17 protein-coding genes are annotated in these 17,558 nt (G+C 72.2%); 3 read left to right on the forward strand and 14 right to left on the reverse strand.

Translation table 11 applies throughout. From position 1 onward, the window contains the following. Positions 1–9: 9 nt before the first annotated feature. From ACT01A_RS12520 to ACT01A_RS12560, 9 genes are all read right to left on the reverse strand, one after another. Positions 10–2,487, reverse strand: a complete 2,478-nt coding sequence (locus tag ACT01A_RS12520) for a bifunctional acetate--CoA ligase family protein/GNAT family N-acetyltransferase (protein WP_445152589.1) — start codon at positions 2,485–2,487, stop codon at positions 10–12. Between the two features lie 11 nt (positions 2,488–2,498). Beyond that, entirely contained in the window at positions 2,499–4,466 is a 1,968-nt protein-coding gene (gene acs / locus ACT01A_RS12525) for an acetate--CoA ligase (protein ID WP_445152590.1), read from the reverse strand. Between the two features lie 72 nt (positions 4,467–4,538). Next, complete coding sequence (locus tag ACT01A_RS12530) at positions 4,539–5,489, reverse strand: hypothetical protein (RefSeq protein WP_445152591.1); 951 nt, start codon at positions 5,487–5,489, stop codon at positions 4,539–4,541. After that, complete coding sequence (locus ACT01A_RS12535) at positions 5,476–5,676, reverse strand: hypothetical protein (protein ID WP_445152592.1); 201 nt, start codon at positions 5,674–5,676, stop codon at positions 5,476–5,478. The genes ACT01A_RS12530 and ACT01A_RS12535 overlap by 14 nt, the downstream gene beginning before the upstream one ends. Before the next feature lie 52 nt (positions 5,677–5,728). Beyond that, entirely contained in the window at positions 5,729–5,995 is a 267-nt protein-coding gene (locus tag ACT01A_RS12540; RefSeq protein WP_445152593.1) for a hypothetical protein, read from the reverse strand. A gap of 5 nt (positions 5,996–6,000) precedes the next feature. Next, entirely contained in the window at positions 6,001–6,972 is a 972-nt protein-coding gene (locus tag ACT01A_RS12545) for a lysylphosphatidylglycerol synthase transmembrane domain-containing protein (protein WP_445152594.1), read from the reverse strand. Further along, the gene (locus tag ACT01A_RS12550) at positions 6,969–7,637 is read right to left on the reverse strand and encodes an HAD family hydrolase (protein WP_445152595.1); all 669 of its coding nucleotides are present in this window, start codon (positions 7,635–7,637) and stop codon (positions 6,969–6,971) included. Before ACT01A_RS12550 ends, ACT01A_RS12545 begins: the two co-directional genes overlap by 4 nt. Positions 7,638–7,661: 24 nt before the next feature. Continuing rightward, positions 7,662–8,270, reverse strand: coding sequence for a hypothetical protein (locus tag ACT01A_RS12555; RefSeq protein WP_445152596.1), 609 nt, complete (start codon positions 8,268–8,270; stop codon positions 7,662–7,664). Then, positions 8,267–10,246 carry an amidase gene (locus ACT01A_RS12560; protein WP_445152597.1) on the reverse strand — a complete coding sequence of 660 codons (1,980 nt, stop codon included), beginning with the start codon at positions 10,244–10,246 and terminating at the stop codon, positions 8,267–8,269. The genes ACT01A_RS12555 and ACT01A_RS12560 overlap by 4 nt, the downstream gene beginning before the upstream one ends. Before the next feature lie 194 nt (positions 10,247–10,440). On the opposite strand from ACT01A_RS12560, the gene ACT01A_RS12565 reads away from it, so the two are divergent. Continuing rightward, entirely contained in the window at positions 10,441–10,722 is a 282-nt protein-coding gene (locus ACT01A_RS12565; RefSeq protein WP_445152598.1) for a hypothetical protein, read from the forward strand. Here ACT01A_RS12565 and ACT01A_RS12570 read toward each other — a convergent pair. Genes ACT01A_RS12570 through bcp form a run of 4 tightly spaced genes read right to left on the reverse strand, consistent with a single transcriptional unit; the run spans position 10,719 to position 14,237 of the window. After that, positions 10,719–11,306, reverse strand: a complete 588-nt coding sequence (locus tag ACT01A_RS12570) for a GNAT family N-acetyltransferase (RefSeq protein WP_445152599.1) — start codon at positions 11,304–11,306, stop codon at positions 10,719–10,721. The genes ACT01A_RS12565 and ACT01A_RS12570 overlap by 4 nt on opposite strands. Before the next feature lie 31 nt (positions 11,307–11,337). Next, a complete protein-coding gene (locus ACT01A_RS12575) occupies positions 11,338–12,279 on the reverse strand; it encodes an exopolyphosphatase (protein ID WP_445152600.1) in 942 nt (313 codons plus the stop codon). Between the two features lie 37 nt (positions 12,280–12,316). Then, complete coding sequence (locus ACT01A_RS12580) at positions 12,317–13,702, reverse strand: MFS transporter (RefSeq protein ID WP_445152601.1); 1,386 nt, start codon at positions 13,700–13,702, stop codon at positions 12,317–12,319. A 58-nt stretch (positions 13,703–13,760) separates the two neighbouring features. Further along, positions 13,761–14,237, reverse strand: coding sequence for a thioredoxin-dependent thiol peroxidase (gene bcp, locus ACT01A_RS12585; protein WP_445152602.1), 477 nt, complete (start codon positions 14,235–14,237; stop codon positions 13,761–13,763). Between the two features lie 18 nt (positions 14,238–14,255). Between bcp and ACT01A_RS12590 the strand changes: the two genes are divergently transcribed. Beyond that, positions 14,256–14,918 carry a TPR end-of-group domain-containing protein gene (locus ACT01A_RS12590; protein WP_445152603.1) on the forward strand — a complete coding sequence of 221 codons (663 nt, stop codon included), beginning with the start codon at positions 14,256–14,258 and terminating at the stop codon, positions 14,916–14,918. A 50-nt stretch (positions 14,919–14,968) separates the two neighbouring features. Then, positions 14,969–16,687 (forward strand): hypothetical protein, encoded by a 1,719-nt coding sequence (locus tag ACT01A_RS12595; RefSeq protein WP_445152604.1) that lies wholly within the window; start codon positions 14,969–14,971, stop codon positions 16,685–16,687. Positions 16,688–16,700: 13 nt separating this feature from the next. On the opposite strand, the gene ACT01A_RS12600 is transcribed toward ACT01A_RS12595, so the two are convergent. Further along, entirely contained in the window at positions 16,701–17,555 is an 855-nt protein-coding gene (locus ACT01A_RS12600; protein WP_445152605.1) for a DNA-formamidopyrimidine glycosylase family protein, read from the reverse strand. Positions 17,556–17,558: the final 3 nt, after the last annotated feature.

A 17,558-nucleotide genomic window follows, 5' to 3' on the forward strand; every position in this document is an offset into this window, starting at 1 on the left:
TACCCAGCCTCACCATGTCTTCGCGCGATCTCGTGCCGGCGGTGGTGCCAGGCGGACGCGGGCGCCGCCGACGACGACGCCGGCCTCGCTGACGAGCACGGGGTCGAGCTCGGCCTCGGCCAGCTCGGGGACGGCGTCGGCGAGCGCGGCGAGGCGCAGGACGACGTCGCGCAGCGCGGCCGCGTCGTGGGGCCCGTGGTGCAGGGCGGAGCGCAGCGCGGGTGGGCCGTCGACGAGCTCCTCGGCGTCGACGTCGGTCAGCGGCGCGAGGCGGAAGACGGCGTCCCCGGGGATCGGTCCCGCCCAGCCGAGGCCGCCGCCTGGCGCGACGCCGACGACCGGCCCGAACTCCGGGTCGTTGACGGCGCCGACGAGCACGGCGACCGTGTCGGCCTCGTTGAGCGACGGCTCGGCGGAGGCCAGCTCCAGGCCGGCGGCGCCCAGCAGCGCGACGGTCTCGTCGCCGCCGAGCCAGCCTTCGCCCGCGGCGCTCACCACGGCCTGAGCCGCGCCGGCGTCGAAGCGCTCCAGCTCGGGCTCCTGGCCCAGCCGCCGCCCGAGCCACGCGCGGCGGTCGGCGGCGATCGCCAGCGCCCGCACCGCGGCCTCCGGGAAGCGGTAGTTGGGGATCTTGCGCGTCTCGCGCTCCGGGAGCGAGCCGTCGCCGCCGACGACGCACGCGACGACGGGCTTGGTCGTCGTCGTCTCGCGCTCGGTGATCGCCGCCTCCAGCGCGCCGAGCCGCGTCTCGGGGTCGTCGCCGCCGAGGCCGACGTGGACGACGAGGACCGCGTCGACGCCGTCGTCGTCCAGCAGCGCCTCGACGGCGAGGCGCTCGTCGGCGGAGCCCGCGCGGACGCCCAAGTCGATGGGGTTGCCGAGGCGGTCGGCGTCGGGCAGGGCGGCGGCCAGACGGGCGCGCGTCGCGTCGCTCACCCGCGCCAACGACAGCCCGCGCGCGGCGGCGGCATCAGCCGCCACCGTCCCCAGGCCGCCCGAGTTGGTGACGATGCCCAGCGCGCGCCCAGCGGGCAGCGGCTGGCGCTCCAGCAGCTCGGCGGCGTCGAACAGTGTCTGCGTGGACTCGACGCGCAGCACGCCCGCCTGCGAGAACAGCGCCTCGGTCAGCGCGGCGTCGGTCAGCGCGGTTGCGATCCGCAGGCGACCGGGCGCGGCGCTCCCGTCACGCGGCTGCGTCCCCTTGACCGCCAGGATCGGCTTGCGCCGCGACACGCGCCGCGCCACCTGCGAGAAGCGCCGCGGGTTGCCGAAGGACTCCACGTAGAACGCGACGACGGTCGTGCGGTCGTCGTCGGCGAAGTGCTCCAGGACGTCGTTGGTTGAGACGTCGGCGCGGTTGCCCAGCGCCAGGAACGAGGAGACGCCCATCCGTCGCGCGGCGGCGTGGCCGAGCAGCGCCAGGCCGAGAGCACCCGACTGCGAGGACAACCCCAGCCCGCCGCTGCGCAGCGGCACGCGCCCGATCAAGGCCTGCAACCTGATGTCCGGGTCGGTGGTGACCACGCCCAGCGCGTTGGGTCCGACCAGCCGCAGCCCGTGCGCGCGGACCTCGGCCAGCAGCTCCTCTTCACGCGCGCGACCCTCGGGCTCGTCGGTGTCGCCGAAGCCGGTCGACACCACCAACAACGCCCGGACGCCGGCTGCCGCCGCCTCGCGCGCGACGCCGAGCACCTCGCCCGCGGCGACCGCGACGACCGCCAGCTCGGCGGGTTCGTCCAGCTCGCTCAGCGACGCCACCGCGCGCGTGGAGCCCACGACGCCGCGGTCCGGGTGGATCGGCGTCGCGACGCCGCGGTAGCCGCCCTCGACGATCCCGCGGAAGATCGCGCCGCCGACCGAGCCTTCGCGCGCGGACGCGCCCACGACCGCGACCGATCGCGGCGCCAGGAGCGCGCGCAGCGACAGCACGGTCGCCGCGTGCGTGCGGTCGTCGATTCGCGTCGCCAGCGTGTCCGTGGGCGTCAGGTCGAGCGCGAGGTGGACGATCCCGCCCGTGGACGCGCGCCGCACGCCGAAGCCGGCGTTGCCGAAGACGTGCAGCATCGGCCGGTTCTCGCCCATGACCTCCGCGTCAAAGCGCGTGATCCCGCGCGCCGCGGCGACGTCGGCCAACTGCTGCAACATGCTCGTCGCCAGCCCGCGGCCCTGCTGGTCCTCGGCCACGGCAAACGCGACCTCGGCCGCATCGGGCTCGTTGAGGCGGTCATAGCCGGCGACCGCCACGACCCGATTGCCGAGATGCGCGACCAGCGGCACGCGCGCGTCGAGGTCCGCGTTGGCGTAGTCGCGCGAGATCAGGTCGCTGCGCCCCGCGCCGTGGAAGCGCAGGTAGCGCGACTCGAACGACAGCCCGTCGAAGAACGCCCGGATCGCCGCCTCGTCCTCCGGCCGCGGGGAGCGCAGCCGGAGGGCGGAGCCATCGCGCAGGATGACGTCGCGGACGATGGGAGCGTCGTGGGGCGGCACTGCGCCGGAGGTTAGTCCTCGTCGGCGCCACGCTCCGAGATCTTGCCCTGCAGCTGCGCCATCACGTCCGGGTCGCGCAGGGTCGTGACGTCGCCCAGCTCACGGCCCTCGGCGATGTCCTTCAACAACCGCCGCATGATCTTGCCCGAGCGCGTCTTGGGCAGGTCGTCGGCCCAGATGATGCGCTTGGGTCGGGCGAGCTTGCCGATGCGCTGGGCGACGTGCTCGCGGATCTCGTTGACGAGCTCGTCGGAGCCTTCGAGGTCACCTTCGAGCGTGACGAACGCGGCCACCGACTGGCCGGTGTCCTCGTCGCTCTGGCCGATGACCGCGGCCTCGGCGACCTTGCCGTGGGAGACGATCGCCGACTCGATCTCGGCGGTCGACATGCGATGGCCGGACACGTTGAGCACGTCGTCGACGCGCCCGATGACCGAGATGTAGCCCTCGTCGTCCTGCTTGGACGCGTCGCCGACGAGATAGGTCTCCGGCCCCCACTTGTCCCAGTAGGTCGCGACGTAGCGGTCGTCGTCGCCGTACAAGGTCCTCAACATCCCGGCCCACGGCTTCGACAACGACAACAAGCCCTGCGTCCCGCGCTCGACCTCGTTGCCCTCCTCGTCCAGGATCGCCGCCGTCACGCCCGGCAGCGGCGTTCCGGCCACGCCCGGCTTCATCGATTGGGCGCCCGGCAAGGTGGTGATCATGATCCCGCCGGTCTCGGTCTGCCACCACGTGTCGACGATCGGGCAGCGCTGGCCGCCGACCACCTTGTAGTACCAGAGCCAGGCCTTCGGGTTGATCGGCTCGCCAACGCTCCCCAACAACCTCAACTTGCTCAGGTCCGCCTTCTCGACGTGCTCGGTGCCCCACTTGATGCAGGCGCGGATCGCCGTCGGCGCGGTGTATAAGATGGTGGTCTCGGTCTTCTCGGCCAGCTCCCACCAGATGCCCTTGTGCGGGTAGTCGGGCGCGCCCTCGTACATCACGCTCGTCGCCGCGTTGAGCAACGGCCCGTAGACGATGTAGGAGTGGCCGGTGATCCAGCCGACGTCGGCACTGCACCAGTACACGTCGCTCTCGGGCTTGAGGTCGAAGACGTGCTTGTGCGTCCAGGCGACGTGCGTCAGGTAGCCGCCCGTCGTGTGCAGGATGCCCTTCGGCTTGGCGGTCGAGCCCGACGAGTACAAGATGAACAACGGGTGCTCGGCATCGAGGGGCTCCGCGGGGCACTCGGCGTCGGCCGCCTCCAGCGCCTCGTCCCACCAGACGTCGCCCTCGCCCATCGGCGCGTCGATGCCCGTGTGCCGGACGACGAACGTGGTGTCGACCGGCATCCCGACCTCGTCCACCGAGGCCTTCACCGGTGCGGTCTTGCCCTTGCGCCGCGCGCCGTCGACCGTGATCAGCGCCTTGGCCTCGGAGAACTCCATCCGCTCCTTGACCGACTCCGCGCTGAAGCCGCCGAAGACCACGTTGTGCGGCGCGCCGATCCGCGCGCAGGCGAGCATCGCGACGACGACCTCGGGGATCATCGGCAGGAAGATCCCGACCACGTCGCCGGCCTCGACGCCGTGCGCCTTCAGCGCGTTGGCCGCCCGCTGGGTCTGGTCCAGCAGCCACGAGTAGGTGATGTCCTTGGACTCGCCCTCCTCCCCGCGCCACTTGAACGCGACGCGATCGCCGAGCCCCGCTTCGACGTGGCGGTCCAGGCAGTTGTAGGAGGCGTTGACCTTGCCGCCCTCGAACCACTTGTAGAACGGCGGGTTCTCGTCGTTCAGCGCCGCGCCCGGCGCCTCGAACCACTCCAGCGCATCGGCCTGCTCGCGCCACCACGCCGCCGGATCCTTCGCCGCCGCCTCGTGCACGGAGAGATCCGTGATCAGCGCGTTGGCCTTGAACTCCTCGGAGGGCTCGAAGCGCTCCTGCTCCAGCAGCTGCGCCAGCTCCTGCTCGAGGTCCGATGCGGTATCGGCCATGTCGGCGGTTCCCCTCCCGGTCGTGGACAGTGCCCTCAGGCATACCACGCCGCCGGAAACCGCGCTACCGCGCTAGCCGCGTCGCTTGCGCTTCTTGCGTGCCGACGTCGACGGGCTGGGCAGGCCCGTCAGATCGTCGTCGTCGGCCGGCGCGGACGCGGTGGCCGGCACCGGATCGCCGCGCCGGGTCGCCCGCGAGCGCTCGCGCCCCTCGCGGATCTCCTGCTGCGTCGGCCACGGGCGCGCCTCGCCCTCGTCCCACGCGGGCGGCATCCCCGACGGCCAGCGGCCGAGCATCAGCGCGCCGACCATCGCCAGCCAGAAGGCGTTGATGATGAACGACCCGGCCGAGAGCGTCCCGAGGATCTGCAAGACGCCGACGATCGCGCCCAGGACGCCGACGAAGCGGGTCAGCAGGCCGACGCGCATCGCGGCGACCGCGACCATCACGAACCCGGCGGCGAGCGGGAACAGGCCAACCAGGCCCGTCACCGTGCCGGCGACGACCAGCCCGCCGGAGCGCGCCGCGTCGTGCGCGGCCTGCGTGCCCTGATCCGACGCCGAGGCGAAGTCGTTGGCGTTGAGGACCAGGCCGAGCATCAGCAGCACGGTCCCGAGCGCGGTCGCGGCCGCGCCGATGGCGACCAGCTGGCGCGAGAAGCGCGGTGCACGGCCGCCGCGGTCCAGCGTGAAGCGCAGCAGCGTCAGCAGGACGATGCCGACGCCGACCGACACGAGCGCCTGCAAGACCGACGCGAGCAGCAGCGTCGTGCCGTGGTCGTGGAAGTAGAGGACCTGGTCGCTGCCCAGGCCGGGCCGGCCGATCGACTCGCCGGCGGCGTCGCGCAGCGCGTCGATCTCGGTGACCGGCGGGCGGTCCGACAGCGCCGCGTTCTGCACGACGTTGGCGACGATCACCAGGACGGCCGTCGCCAGCGAGACGAGGCCGATCTTGTTGCGGACGGGGCGCTCGCGCTCGACGAGCTGCTGCGGCGTCACCGCGAGGTCGTCAGTCTCGGCCATCGGTCAGCCTGCGCTGGTCGTCGGAGCCCAAGCGGCCGGGCATGATCAGCTCCGGCTCGTCGCGGTCGACCGCGCGCGAGAGGCGGTCGCCGGCGGCGAGCACGAGGTCGAGCACGGGCGCGGCGAACCGCAGGCCCGTCTCGATCCGGCCACGCCAGATCAGCTGTGAGTGCGAGAGCTGCGCCACGCGGCGGATCCTACCGGCGCGGTGCGCCGTCGCGCGGCGTGCTCAAGCGGCGTTATGCCAGCCCCTGGCGCGCTTCGCGCACCAGCGTGACCGCCTCGGGGAAGACGATCGCCATGACGCTGCGGATCTGCTCGGCCTGCTCGGCCGTCGTCCCCTGGATGTTGACGCGGTTGACCGCCGCGACCGTCATCTGCACGGCCAGCGCGATCGCGTTGTCCGCCCAGGCCAGCCGCTGCTGGCCTTGCATCTGGTCGGCGAACTCCGCCATGCGGCGCTGCAGCTCGTCAGGATCGCCGAAGAGACCTCCAAAGCCTTCCATGGGACCTACTGTAGTGCGCTCGCCTTCTCGGCTTCGCGGTGCTCGCGGCCCGCCGCGATGACCTCCTTGAAGGACCGGAACTTGAAGATCATGACCAGCGCGGCGAAGCCCACAGCGAGGCTGAACACGGCGATCGCGATCTGCTGGCCGACGCTGTAGGCGGCGACCGTAGCGCCCGACGCGACGCCCGCGAAGACCTTCACCAGGAACGCCTGCTGGACGCCCGCGCCGCCGGGCGTGAACGGCACGACCGCGGCCACGGCGTTCACGCCGAGGACCAAGAGCACGTTCTTGACCGAGCCGCCGATGTGGAAGGCGTCGAGCAGGAACCAGAAGGCGGCGAAGCGGAACAGCCACCCGCCGAACTGCACGAGCCAGACCTCGCGGAAGTAGCGGCGGCGATCGAAGGCGATCGTCAGGCCCTGGCGCACGCGCGCCCAGAAGGCCTTCGCCTTGGTCGACAGCAGCGCGAAGGCGACGAGGCTGCCGACGGCGATGGCGGTCAGCAAGAACAACAGGAAGCGCGGGTGCGACGCGAAGAACGACAGGTCGAACGCGTTCAGCTTGGAGAAGTCCGGCGGCTTGGGGAAGACGCCTTGGGTGAACGCGAAGAACAGGATGAAGACGCCCATCGTGGCGTCGAAGCCCAGCTCGACGAAGAACGCCGCGCCGATCGCGCTGTAGGTGGAGTTCGGGATCGACGTCTTGACCAGGAACAGCTTGATGACGTCGCCGCCGCGGGCCGGCACGACGTTGTTGAAGCCGTAGGCCGCGATGTAGGCGCCCCAGATCCGCTTGAACTCGATCTGCTCGGTCGGGTAGGCGGCGCGCAGGACGTTGAAGAACGCGCGCGAGCGGATCGTCAGGTAGGTGCCGAAGCAGAGCAGGCCGAGCGCCAATGCTCCCCAGCGGATGTCGGCGAGTTGGCTGAAGAACTGGCCCGCCGCATCGAAGAAGTCGCCGACGCCCGCGATCACCTGCTGGAGGGTACGAGGCCGACGGCTTGGAGCACCACCGCGTCGGCAAGAGAAGCGGCGGTGAGGTCCGCGGGCGGGATCTCCATGTCAGGGATGTAGGGGACGCCGATGACGTGCAACCCGGCGGCCTGCGCCGCCTGGGCGCCGGTCGGCGAGTCCTCCAGCGCGACGGACTTCTCGGGGTCGGCGTGCAGGCGGCGGCAGGCCTCGAGGTAGATGTCCGGGTGCGGCTTGGGGTGCTCGACCTCGTCGCCGGCGACCGTGTGCGCGAAGCGGTCGTACACGCCCGCGGTGTTGAGGACCGAGTCCAGGAAGGCCCGCGGCGAGTTGGAGGCGACGGCGATCGGGACGTTGGCGTCCAGCAGCGCGTCGACCAGCGCGACCGCGCCGGGCCGCGGCTCGACGTCGTGCGTGGCCTCGACCATCACCAAGTCGTGCAGCTCGTTGATGAGGTCCTCGCCCTGGCCGGGGAGGTCGAGCATGACCTCCAGCTTGGCGGCGGCGACGGAGTGCGACGAGCCGATCAGATCGCGCTTGTGGTCCATCGTGAACGTCGAGCCATGGCGCTCGAAGAGCGTGGTCTCGGCGCGCGTCCACGCGGTCTCGGTGTCCAGCAGCAGGCCGTCGCAGTCGAAGACGACGGCCTCGGGGCGGGTGGGGGTCACCGCCCCCACCCTACGAGGTCCCCTCTACTTCTTCGGCGGGGCCGCCAAGCTGATGGACTTGGTGACGGTGCCGGTCGACTTGTCGGTGTACTTGATCGTGACCACCAGCTTGGCCGCGACCTTCTTGCTGCGGCGCGTCGCGAGCTTGCCGTACTCCGACGGGCGCAGCGTGAGGTGGTCGGTGCCCGCGGCGACCTTGCGGGTCTGGCTGTAGGTCAGCTTCTTGCCGGAGCTGGTGACCAGCACGGCGGTGACCGTGGCGGGTGCCTCCAGCGAGAGCGCGAACGTCAGGCCCTTCTTGCGGAACAGGCCCGGGTCCTTGCGCGCTGCGACGTTGGCCTTGGCGATCCGCGCGCGGATCTGCGGCGAGGGTGCGGGCGTCGTATCGCCGGCGCCGGTCACCGTGCCGCCGTCACCGCCGCCCGCGGGCGTCGGGGTCTCGCCGCCGCCGTCCGGCGCGTCCGGGCCCGCGCCCGACGCGACCGTCAGCGCGGTCGCGTCGTACGGGTACCAGGTCGCCTGCTGCTTGACGATCCAGCCGATCGAGAAGAACGACTGCTGGCCGTCGTCAGGGTGCTGGGGCAGGAGCCCGATGTTGGCGGGCGCCTGCCACTCGATCGTGAAGTTGCTCACTTCGCGTTCAGCGCCGCGTCGAGCACGGCCGGGTCGTTGGACTCGAACGGGTCGACCTTGCCCTCGGGCACCGGCGTCGCGCGCGCCGCCGCGCCCGTCTTGGGCGTGGGGTCCGGCGGGATCGCCTTGTGGTGCTCGGGGTAGTGGGCCTGGTAGTCGATCATCGCCTGGACCAGCTGCGGCTCGCAGAAGCGCGGGCCCCAGAGCTGGGCGGTGATCGGCAGGCCGAGCGTGTCGTAGCCGATCGGGAACGAGACCAGCGGCCACGACGCCGCGTTGGGCACCTGGTAGTAGGCGCGCTGGGCCGGGAACGAGCCGCCGGAGGCGCTGCGCTTGCCGACGCCCTGGGGCAGCTGCATCGTCAACATGAGGTCGACGCCCGCGTCGTCCAGGGCCTGCGCCATGTTGGCCATCAACTTGCGACGGCGGCGCTCGCCCTCGCGGCGCGTCTCGGCCGTGACCTGCGCGGTCTGGGTGATCGCCGAGTCATACGAGCGCGCACCGCCGGCCGACGGCACGCGGCCGTACTGCGACAACAACGCCGACTGCTGCGCGCTCGGCTTGTCGGCCGCGAAGTCGCGGATCGCCTCGATGTACTTGATGTCGTTGCGGCTCGCGCCCGACAGCGCGGTCACCGGGGTGATCGCGGTGCCGTCGATCGTCTGCAGCGTCGGCTGCGCCTTGCCCGTCGTGTACGGCGCGAAGTACGGGTTGGACTCCTCGGAGATGTCCTCCATGTCGACGCCGTCGAAGTCCTTGACGGTCGCGCCCAGCGCCTCCAGCTCCGACTTCAGGCGGTTGAACGCCGCCAGCTGCTCGGCGCCGTAGAGCGACTGCGGGTCGACGCCGCCCTGGAAGGTCGTCGTACGCAGCCAGTCCTTCTTGTTGATGCCGATGGTCGTGCCGCGCAGCGGCTTGGAGCCGGGACGCGCGCTGATCGGCAGCTCGGGGAACGGGATCGGTGCCGAGACGGTCTGCGGGTCGTCGGCGTAGTCCGGGCCCAACATGGTGTTCAAGATCAGCGCCGCGTCGGCGCCGGAGCGCGCGATCGGGCCGATGACGTCGTAGCCGGGCGTGAGCGGCATGACGCCCGCGATCGGCACGAGGCCGAGCGACGGCTTGATGCCCGACGCGCCTTGGGCCGCCGACGGGTAGGTGATCGAGCCGCCGGTCTCCTCCCCGAACGTCGCACAGGCCAGGCGGCCGACGGTCGCCGTGCCCGAGCCCTGCGACGAGCCGCCGGGCGTGTAGTCGGTGTTCCAGGCGTTGGCGCTGAAGTTGCCGGACGTGGTGCCGGAGAACGCCGAGCAGACCGTGAGGCCGATGATGACCACGCCCGCCGCGCGGACGCGCGCCACCGCCGGGTTGTCCTGAAGGCAGACGTTGCCGGCGAAGGCCGTGGTGCCGTTCTGGTTCTTGAAGCCCTCGACGCCGATCGAGTCCTTGAAGCCCATCGGGACGCCGCACAGGTACGGGGCGGGCGTGCCGCCGTTGCGCTCGACCGCGATGCGGCGGTCAGCGTCGGCGGCCATCTTGAGCGCGGCGTCGGCGTCGATCCGGATGAACGCCTGGTAGAGGCCGTTGTCGACGAAGCCGTAGGTCTCAAACGGGCCGTTGAACTCCGCGATCCGGTCGAGGTAGGCCTGCGTGACCGCGACGGCGGTCGTCGCGCCGGCGCGGTACAGCGCGGCCAGCTCGAGCGCCTCGTAGTCGACGAGCCGCTTGTCCTCCCGGGCCAGCGCGGCGGCGTCGGGCAGCGTGGCGGCGGCCTTGGTCTTCGGGGTTGCGACGTCGGTGCTCGCCAGGCGCGCGCCGGACGGCGTCGTCGTCCCGGCAGCCGCGGCGCTTGCGGCGGTGGGCGCGCCGAGGGCCGCGGCGCCGAGCGCGGCGACCGTGCCGCGAACGGCGAACGAGCGCCGGGTCAGGCCCTTGGCGGGCGCTTCAGCAGGGGCATCGGAGGCAGGGGCGAGCGGCATGGGCTCGTCGACGAGATCCACGTGGAACGGCTTTCTGCGGAGGGATGTTCAGGGAGCCGGATTGCGCGACGGGGCGGCGCGAATCGACGGCTCGGCCATTCAATACCTACGCATCCCGAACCACCACCGACCGGATGTCGAAGCGCCGTCCGACCTCCCGGCCGAGTCGTCCGCACGCATACGCTTTGGCCGCCATGGACACCGACCTCGCCCACTACACGACCCACCACTTCTCCCTGAGCAACCCGCACGGGCCCGGCTTCTGGCACGTCCCGAGCCTCCTGCGGCGACTCGCCGACATCATCGAGGCCAACCTCGACGTCCGCGTCGACGACCTCACGTTCCGCAACGAGTACCACGACGACTACGACGACCTGTCCGTCACGGTCTACTACCACCTCGCCGACGACGAGGAGAGGGCGCTCGAGGTGAGCCTCGAGCACGATCCGACGATCGCGCCGCCGTCAGCCGCCTAGGCCGGCTCGCGCCAGAGGAACCAGACCGGCGGACCCTTGGGGAGCTCGACCCGGTCGACGACCTGGAAGCCGTGGCGGCCGTAGAACGACAGGTTGGCCTCCTTGCCGGTCTCCAGGTAGGCGGGCAGGCGCTCGCGGTCGCAGAGGTCCAGGCCAGGTCGGATCAGCTGAGAGCCGACGCCTTGGCCCTGGCGGTCGGGGTCGACGCCGAGGACCGCGAGGTAGAGGTGCTGGTCGTGCGGATGGCGCAGCTCGACCTGGCCGAGGCCGCGCAGGACGCGCGGCAGGCGCGGCAGGACGCCGGGCAACGTGAGGCGCAGGAGGCGCAGCGTGTCGCCCGCGTCCTCGCGCCAGCGACCGGGCAAGGCCCAGAGCGCGGCGCCGCCCGCACCGTCGTCGGTCGTCCACGAGACGTCCTGGGGCATCAGGCGCCCGAGCTGCCAGGCGAAGAACCGCTGCGACCAGTGCGGCCGCCGCCGGTCCGACGCGTAGACCCAGCGCGTTACCGGATCGTCGTGGAACGCGCGAGCTAGCGCGAGCGCCAGCCGATCGACGTCACCGTGGCGGGGCGGGCGGACGGACATCCGCCCGGGAACCTACCCGGTGCCGCGGGCCTCAGCCGTCGGCGTTGATCTTGCGCAGCAGCTCGGCTTGGACGCGCTCGGCGTCCTCGTTGGCCACCTGGCAGGTGCCGGCCGCCGAGTGGCCGCCGCCGCCGTACTGGAGCATCAGGTCGCCGACGTCGGTCTGCGCGGAGCGGTCGAGGATCGACTTGCCGACCGCGAAGACCGTGTTCTGCTGGCGCAGGCCCCAGAGCACGTGGATCGAGACGTTGCACTCGGGGAACAGCGCGTAGATCGTGAAGCGGTTGGTGGCGTAGATCGGGTCCTCATCGCGAAGGTCGAGGACGACCACGTTGCCGTGCTGGGTGGCACAGCGGCCGAGCTGGTCGATCGCGGCGTCGGCGTGCTCGCGGTAGAGCTCGACGCGCTCGGCGACGTCCGGGGTCTCGAGGATCTCCTCGATCGACTTCGTCGTGATGTCGTCGATCAACTGCATCATCAACTGGTAGTTGCTGATGCGGAACTCGCGGAAGCGGCCGAGGCCGGTGCGCGGGTCCATCAGGAACGAGATGTAGTCCCAGCCCTGCGGCTCGAGGATGTCCTCGCGGGTGAAGTCCGCGGCGTCGGCCTTGTCGACCGCGCTCATGATGTCCTCGCCGACGAGCTTGAAGGTCTCGGCGCCGCCGAAGTAGTTGTAGACGACGCGCGCGGCGGACTTGGCGCCGGCGACGATCACGTGGTTCTCGGGCGAGTCCTCGACGCGCACGACCTCGGAGTCGTGGTGGTCGAAGCTCAGGTGCACGCCCGGGACGTAGGGCAGGTTGGTGGTGATGTCGCGGTCGTTGAGCTCGACCTTGCCGTCCTGCATGTCCTTGGGATGGACGAACAGGATGTCGTCGAGGATGCCCAACTCCTTGAGGAGCGCAGCGCACACCAGCCCGTCAAAGTCGGAGCGCGTAACGAGTCGATACCGCTCGGCCACCTGCGTCGTCATGCCCCCGTGTTCGGCAGACGCGCCGGTTTTCTTAAGGTCAGCCGTCTTCGTGCTTGACCAGGTAGTCCAGGTAGACCGGGCGCAGCGCGTCAGACAGCTTGCCGTCGTCCTCGCGGAACGTGTCGGCGACCTGGCCGGACCAGTGGGCGATGTCGTAATCGGCCTGCTCGGGCTCGCCGGCCGCGGCCTCGGCGGCGGGCACCATCTGCATCAGGTTCCAGAGGAACTTAACGTCGAGGTGCTTCTTGGCGCGGGAGACCGCGCGGTCGTGCAGCTCCTGGGAGCTGAGGGCTTCGAGCTCGTCGCGCCGGGACATGGGCGACATCGTGCCAGGTCGCCACGCGACGAGGGCCGCGAGGATCGCGGCGACGGCCACCGCGGTCAGTGGGCCGGAGGGACCTCCGTCGGCGAGGCCGCCGGCGGTTGCGGCGCCCGCGGCCATCCCGGCACCGGCGCTGGTCGTCAGCCACGTGAAGGCCTCGACCGCGCGCGTGGACGGGACGACCTCCTCCAGCAGCTCGAAGACGGCGACGTTGAGCAGGCCGTAGCCGGCGCCCGCGAGGGCGAGCAGCGCGGTGAGCACGGCGAGCTGGGGCGCGAACGGGGTCGGGACGACCGCGCAGGCGACGACCGCGCAACCGAGGCGGTAGCGGCGCATCGGCGCCAGCGCGGCGGCGCGCGCGCCCGACCACAGCGAGGCCGCGACCGACCCGAGCGCGAAGACCGCCAGCGGCAACGCGCCCAGCGCGGCCGTGCCCGCATCATGGGCGACGACCGGCGCCGCGACGTCGAGCGCGCCGAAGGTGACGCCGAGCAGCAGCTCGGCGCCAAGCAGCGCGCGCAGCCCGGGGCTCTGGGCGGGGAGCAGCCCGCGGCGCGATGGCGGGGCGAGCGCGGCGGCGTTCGCCACGGCGGGATCCGGCACGCGCGTGAGCAGCGCGGCGCCGCCGGCAGCGCCGACGAGCACCAGCGCGAGCGCCGCGGTCGGCGAGGCCAACGCGGCCACGCCGCCGACGAGCGCCGGGCCGGCGACCATCCCGGCGTCGCCGAGCGCCGCGTTGAGCGCGTGGGCGATCCGGGTCAGCTGCGGCCCGGCGACGCGCGGCCAGACCGCCCGCGCCGAGGCGATCAGCGGCGGGACGAACGCCCCGGCGACGGCGGCGATGACGATCAGCGCGCCGCCCGCCCAGCCCAGCGCGCAGCCGAGCACCAGCGCGGCCATCGCGGCGCCGTGGAGCACCGCGAACGCGCCGACGGCCCGCGTCCCGTGCCGGTCGACCGTCCGCCCGCGCAGCGGCGCCGGCAGCGATGAGCCCGCCGAGAACGCCGCGACCGCTCCGCCGGCTAGCGCGAACGAGCCCGTCGCCGCGCGCACGGCGAGCACGATCGCCAGCCCGTAGCCGGCAAACGACAGCCACCCCAACCCACAGGCGAGCGCCAGCGGGCGCGCACCCGGCCGCGCGAGGACCGCGCGGTAGCCGTTAGGCCGCGGTGTTGAGCTCGGAGAGGATGTTGAGGACGTCGGCGTCGTGGGTCTCGGGGTTGGCCTTGAAGGCTGCCCGGACGACGCCGTCCTCGTCGATCACGAAGGTCGCGCGCTTGGCGCCCCAGTACGTCTTGCCGTACATCGACTTCTCGACCCAGACGCCGTAGGCCTCGCAAACGCCGTGGTCCTCGTCGGCGAGCAGCTCGAAGTTGAGGTGCTGCTTCTCCGAGAACTTCTTGACGGCCTTGACGGGATCCGGGGAGACGCCGAGGACGACGGCGCCGGCGGTCGTGAAGTCCGTCTGGTGGTCGCGGATGCCGCAGGCCTGCGTCGTGCAGCCGGGCGTGTTGGCCTTCGGGTAGAAGTACAACACGACCTTCTGGCCGCGGAAGCTGGAGAGCCGCACGGGCTCGCCGTTCTGGTCCGGCAGCTCGAAGTCAGGTGCCTCCGTGCCGGGATGGATCTTGCCCATGACGTTCATGATAGGCCCGTGAGCCCCCGATTTCGCACCACGTCCGTCGACGCGATCGAGGAGATCCCGGTCGCCGGCGAGGACTTTCGCTGGAAGCCCGTCCGCCGCACGCTCGGCATCCAGGCGTTCGGCACCAACGCCTACGTCGCCGACGCCGGGCAGACCGTCGTCGAGGAGCACGACGAGGTCTCCTCGTCGGGCACCGGCGGCCACGAGGAGCTGTACGTCGTGCTGCGCGGCCACGCGCGGTTCACGATCGACGGCGAGGACGTCGACGCGCCGCAGGGGACGCTGATCTTCCTGCCTGAGCCCGAAGCCAAGCGGGTCGCGACCGCGTTGGAGGACGGCACGACCGTCCTGGCGGTCGGCGGCGAGGCGGGCGCGGCGTACGCGGTCTCGCCGTGGGAGTTCTACTTCGCGGCCCAGGGCCCGGCGGCGCGCGGGGACTTCGCGGGTGCCGTGGAGACCGTGCGCGAGGCGCTGCCCGAGCACGAGGGCAACCCGTCGATCCACTACAGCCTGGCGTGCTTCCTGGCCCGCGACGGCCGCCTGGACGACGCGCTGGCCGAGCTGCGCCGCGCCTACGACGCCGACCCCGAGCGGGTGGCGAAGTGGGCGGCCGACGACGAGGACCTCACGCCCCTGCGCGGCATGGAGGGCTACCCGCCCTTCGCCAGCTGACCAGGGGAACCCCTGATGCCCGCAAGCGCGTCCGCGCGCAGACTCGGGCAATGCCCTCTCCCCTCTCTTCCCGAATCGCCTGCGCGGGCCTGGCCTGCGCGGGTGCGCTGGCGCTCTCCCCGGCCGCCGGCGCCGCGACGCTGAAGCTGCCGTCGCCTGCCGCGGGCGAGGTCGCGATCACCGCGGCCCCCGTCACCGGCACGCTGAAGGTCGGCAAGGCCGGCGTCCCCAAGGGCGTCGCGATCACCGGCGGCGTCGTGTCGGCCGGCGGCAAGAAGCTCGCGCTGGTCGCCGTCGTGCGTCCGAAGAAGGCCGCCAAACCGTCCGCGAAGGCGACGGCCGCCAAGCTCGGCACCGCGACGACGGGCGGCGCCGTCCTGGCCACCGCGCCCACCAGCGCGCTGACGACCGCCGTCGCCCCCGCGTGTTCCAGCGTCGCCGCGACCCTCGGACGCACGCTGCGCCGCGGCACCGGCGCACCCACCGCTTCCGACCTGAAGACGCTCGGCAAGGTCCTCGCCGCGCGCCTGTGCGGCAGCGACGTCGACGCCAAGGGCCGCGCGCTGCTCGGGCTGCTCGGGCTCAACCCGGCCGCCGCCAAGCAGGCGCCGTCGGTCCCGCTGCCCAGCGGCGTCGTGGGCGCCACGTCCAAGGCGCCGGCGCCGCCCGCGCCCGCGCCGCCCGTGCCGCCCGGCGGCATCACGCCGCCGCCCAGCCCCGGCGACGGCGCGCCCGCGTGCGCCAACGGCAAGGACGACGACGGCGACGGCCAGGTCGACGCGCTCGGCAAGGGCGCGCCCCTCTTCGACCCCGGCTGCTCGAGCCCGACCGACACCACCGAGGACTCCGAGAAGCCCCTGCCCGCCGCGTGCACCGACGGCGCCGTGACGCAGGGCAGCCGCGTCGGCTTCGCCGTCCGCGTCGACTCGCGCACCGGCGCGGGCTGCCCCAAGGCCATGACCCGAGGCCTGGTCGACGTGCCGTCCAAGGTCACCGGCTGCAACAACCCCGGCTGGGACGACGGCCACGGCAACGGCGCGTCCTCGACGAAGGACGACGTCTGCGCCAACGACGTCGCGGGCGGCATCCGCAACGGCGACGAGTGGCACCTCAACGGCGTTGCCGCCGCCGACCTCTGCGGCGCCCGCGCGGTCGTCGTCGCCTACGCCGGCGACGGCACCGCCTGGGAGCGCGACGCGGTGATCACCGACAAGGTCGCCGCCTGCACCACGCCCGCGCCGCCGCTCGGCGCGCCGGAGTGCGCGGACGGGATCGACAACGACTACGACGGCCAGATCGACGTCGCCGGCGTCGCCGACAGCGGCCCCGACCCGGGCTGCACCGGCGCCCAGGACGCCTCCGAGGACGAGGCCGTCTACCCGTCGACCGGCTGCTGGAACTACGTCGCGCCGGACCCCGAGGACCCGACGATCGCCTGGGTGTACGTGATGCCCAACAGCACGTGGGGCAGCACGTGCCCGACGATGGACGCCGCGGCGATCTCGTTCGACTACCTGCACGTCAAGAGCTGCCTGACCAAGCCCTACTGGGCGGGCACGGAGGCCGGGACGTGCACGGTCAAGAACGGCGACGCGTGGCTGGCCGGCGGATCGGGCGCGCGGATCGCGGTCGCCCTGCAGCTCGACGAGCCGATCGGCTGCGACACCTACACCCTGGGTCAGGTCGACATGCGCGCGACCGGGACATGGCGCGAGGCGATCACGACGTCGGCCACGATCGTCGGCGACCACCTGGAGGAGTGCAACTAGGACGACAACTCGACTACTTCAACAACCGCGACAGCCGGCGGTCCTTCAGCACGCGACCGCCGGTCTGCTCCTCGGGGCAGTAGCAGAGCACGTAGTCCTCGTAGTGCACCGCCTCGATCGTCGTGCCGCAGCGCGGGCACGGCTCGCCGTGATGGCGGTGCACTTCGAGCGGCAGCGGGAGCTTGTCCGGGATCGGGAGCGTGACGACGTTCTCATAGTGGTCGATCGCCCCGCCGAGGCGCTCGACGATGGCGGAGCGCAGCGCGCCCGCCTCGTCGGCGTCCAGCTCGTTGGCCCGCTTGAACGGCGACAGCTTCGCCGTCCACAGGATCTCGTCGACCCACGAGCGCCCGATGCCGGTGATCACGTGCTGGTCGCGCAGCGCGGCCTGCAGCGGCCGGGCGCCCACGGGCTTGAGCAGCGCCGCGAGGTCCTCCGGCGGATCCGGCCACGCCTCGGGCCCCAGCGACGCGACCGCGTCGTCGTTCGCCAAGCCCTCCGGAGTCAGCACCTTCACCCACGCGCGCTGCTTGGTCCCGAACTCGCGCAGGCGCAGCTCGCGCCCGTCGTCGATCCGGATCAGCAGCCGCGACGTGCGGTCCCGCAGCGACGCGCGCTTGTCGTACAACTGCAGGCGGCCCGCGCTCATCAGGTGGACCAAGACCTTCAACTCGCCGCTGATGTCGATCACCAGGTGCTTGCCGATCCGCCGCAGCCCCTCGATCTGGCGGGCGTCGAGCGCGTGCAGCGGCGGGTCGAACGTCTTCAGCGCGTTGATCCCCGGTGCCATCGTCGACTCGATCGTCGCGCCCTCAAGCGCGGCGCTCAGGCGACGGGCGGTGATCTCGACCTCTGGCAGCTCGGGCATCGC

Source organism: Baekduia sp. Peel2402, assembly GCF_052567285.1.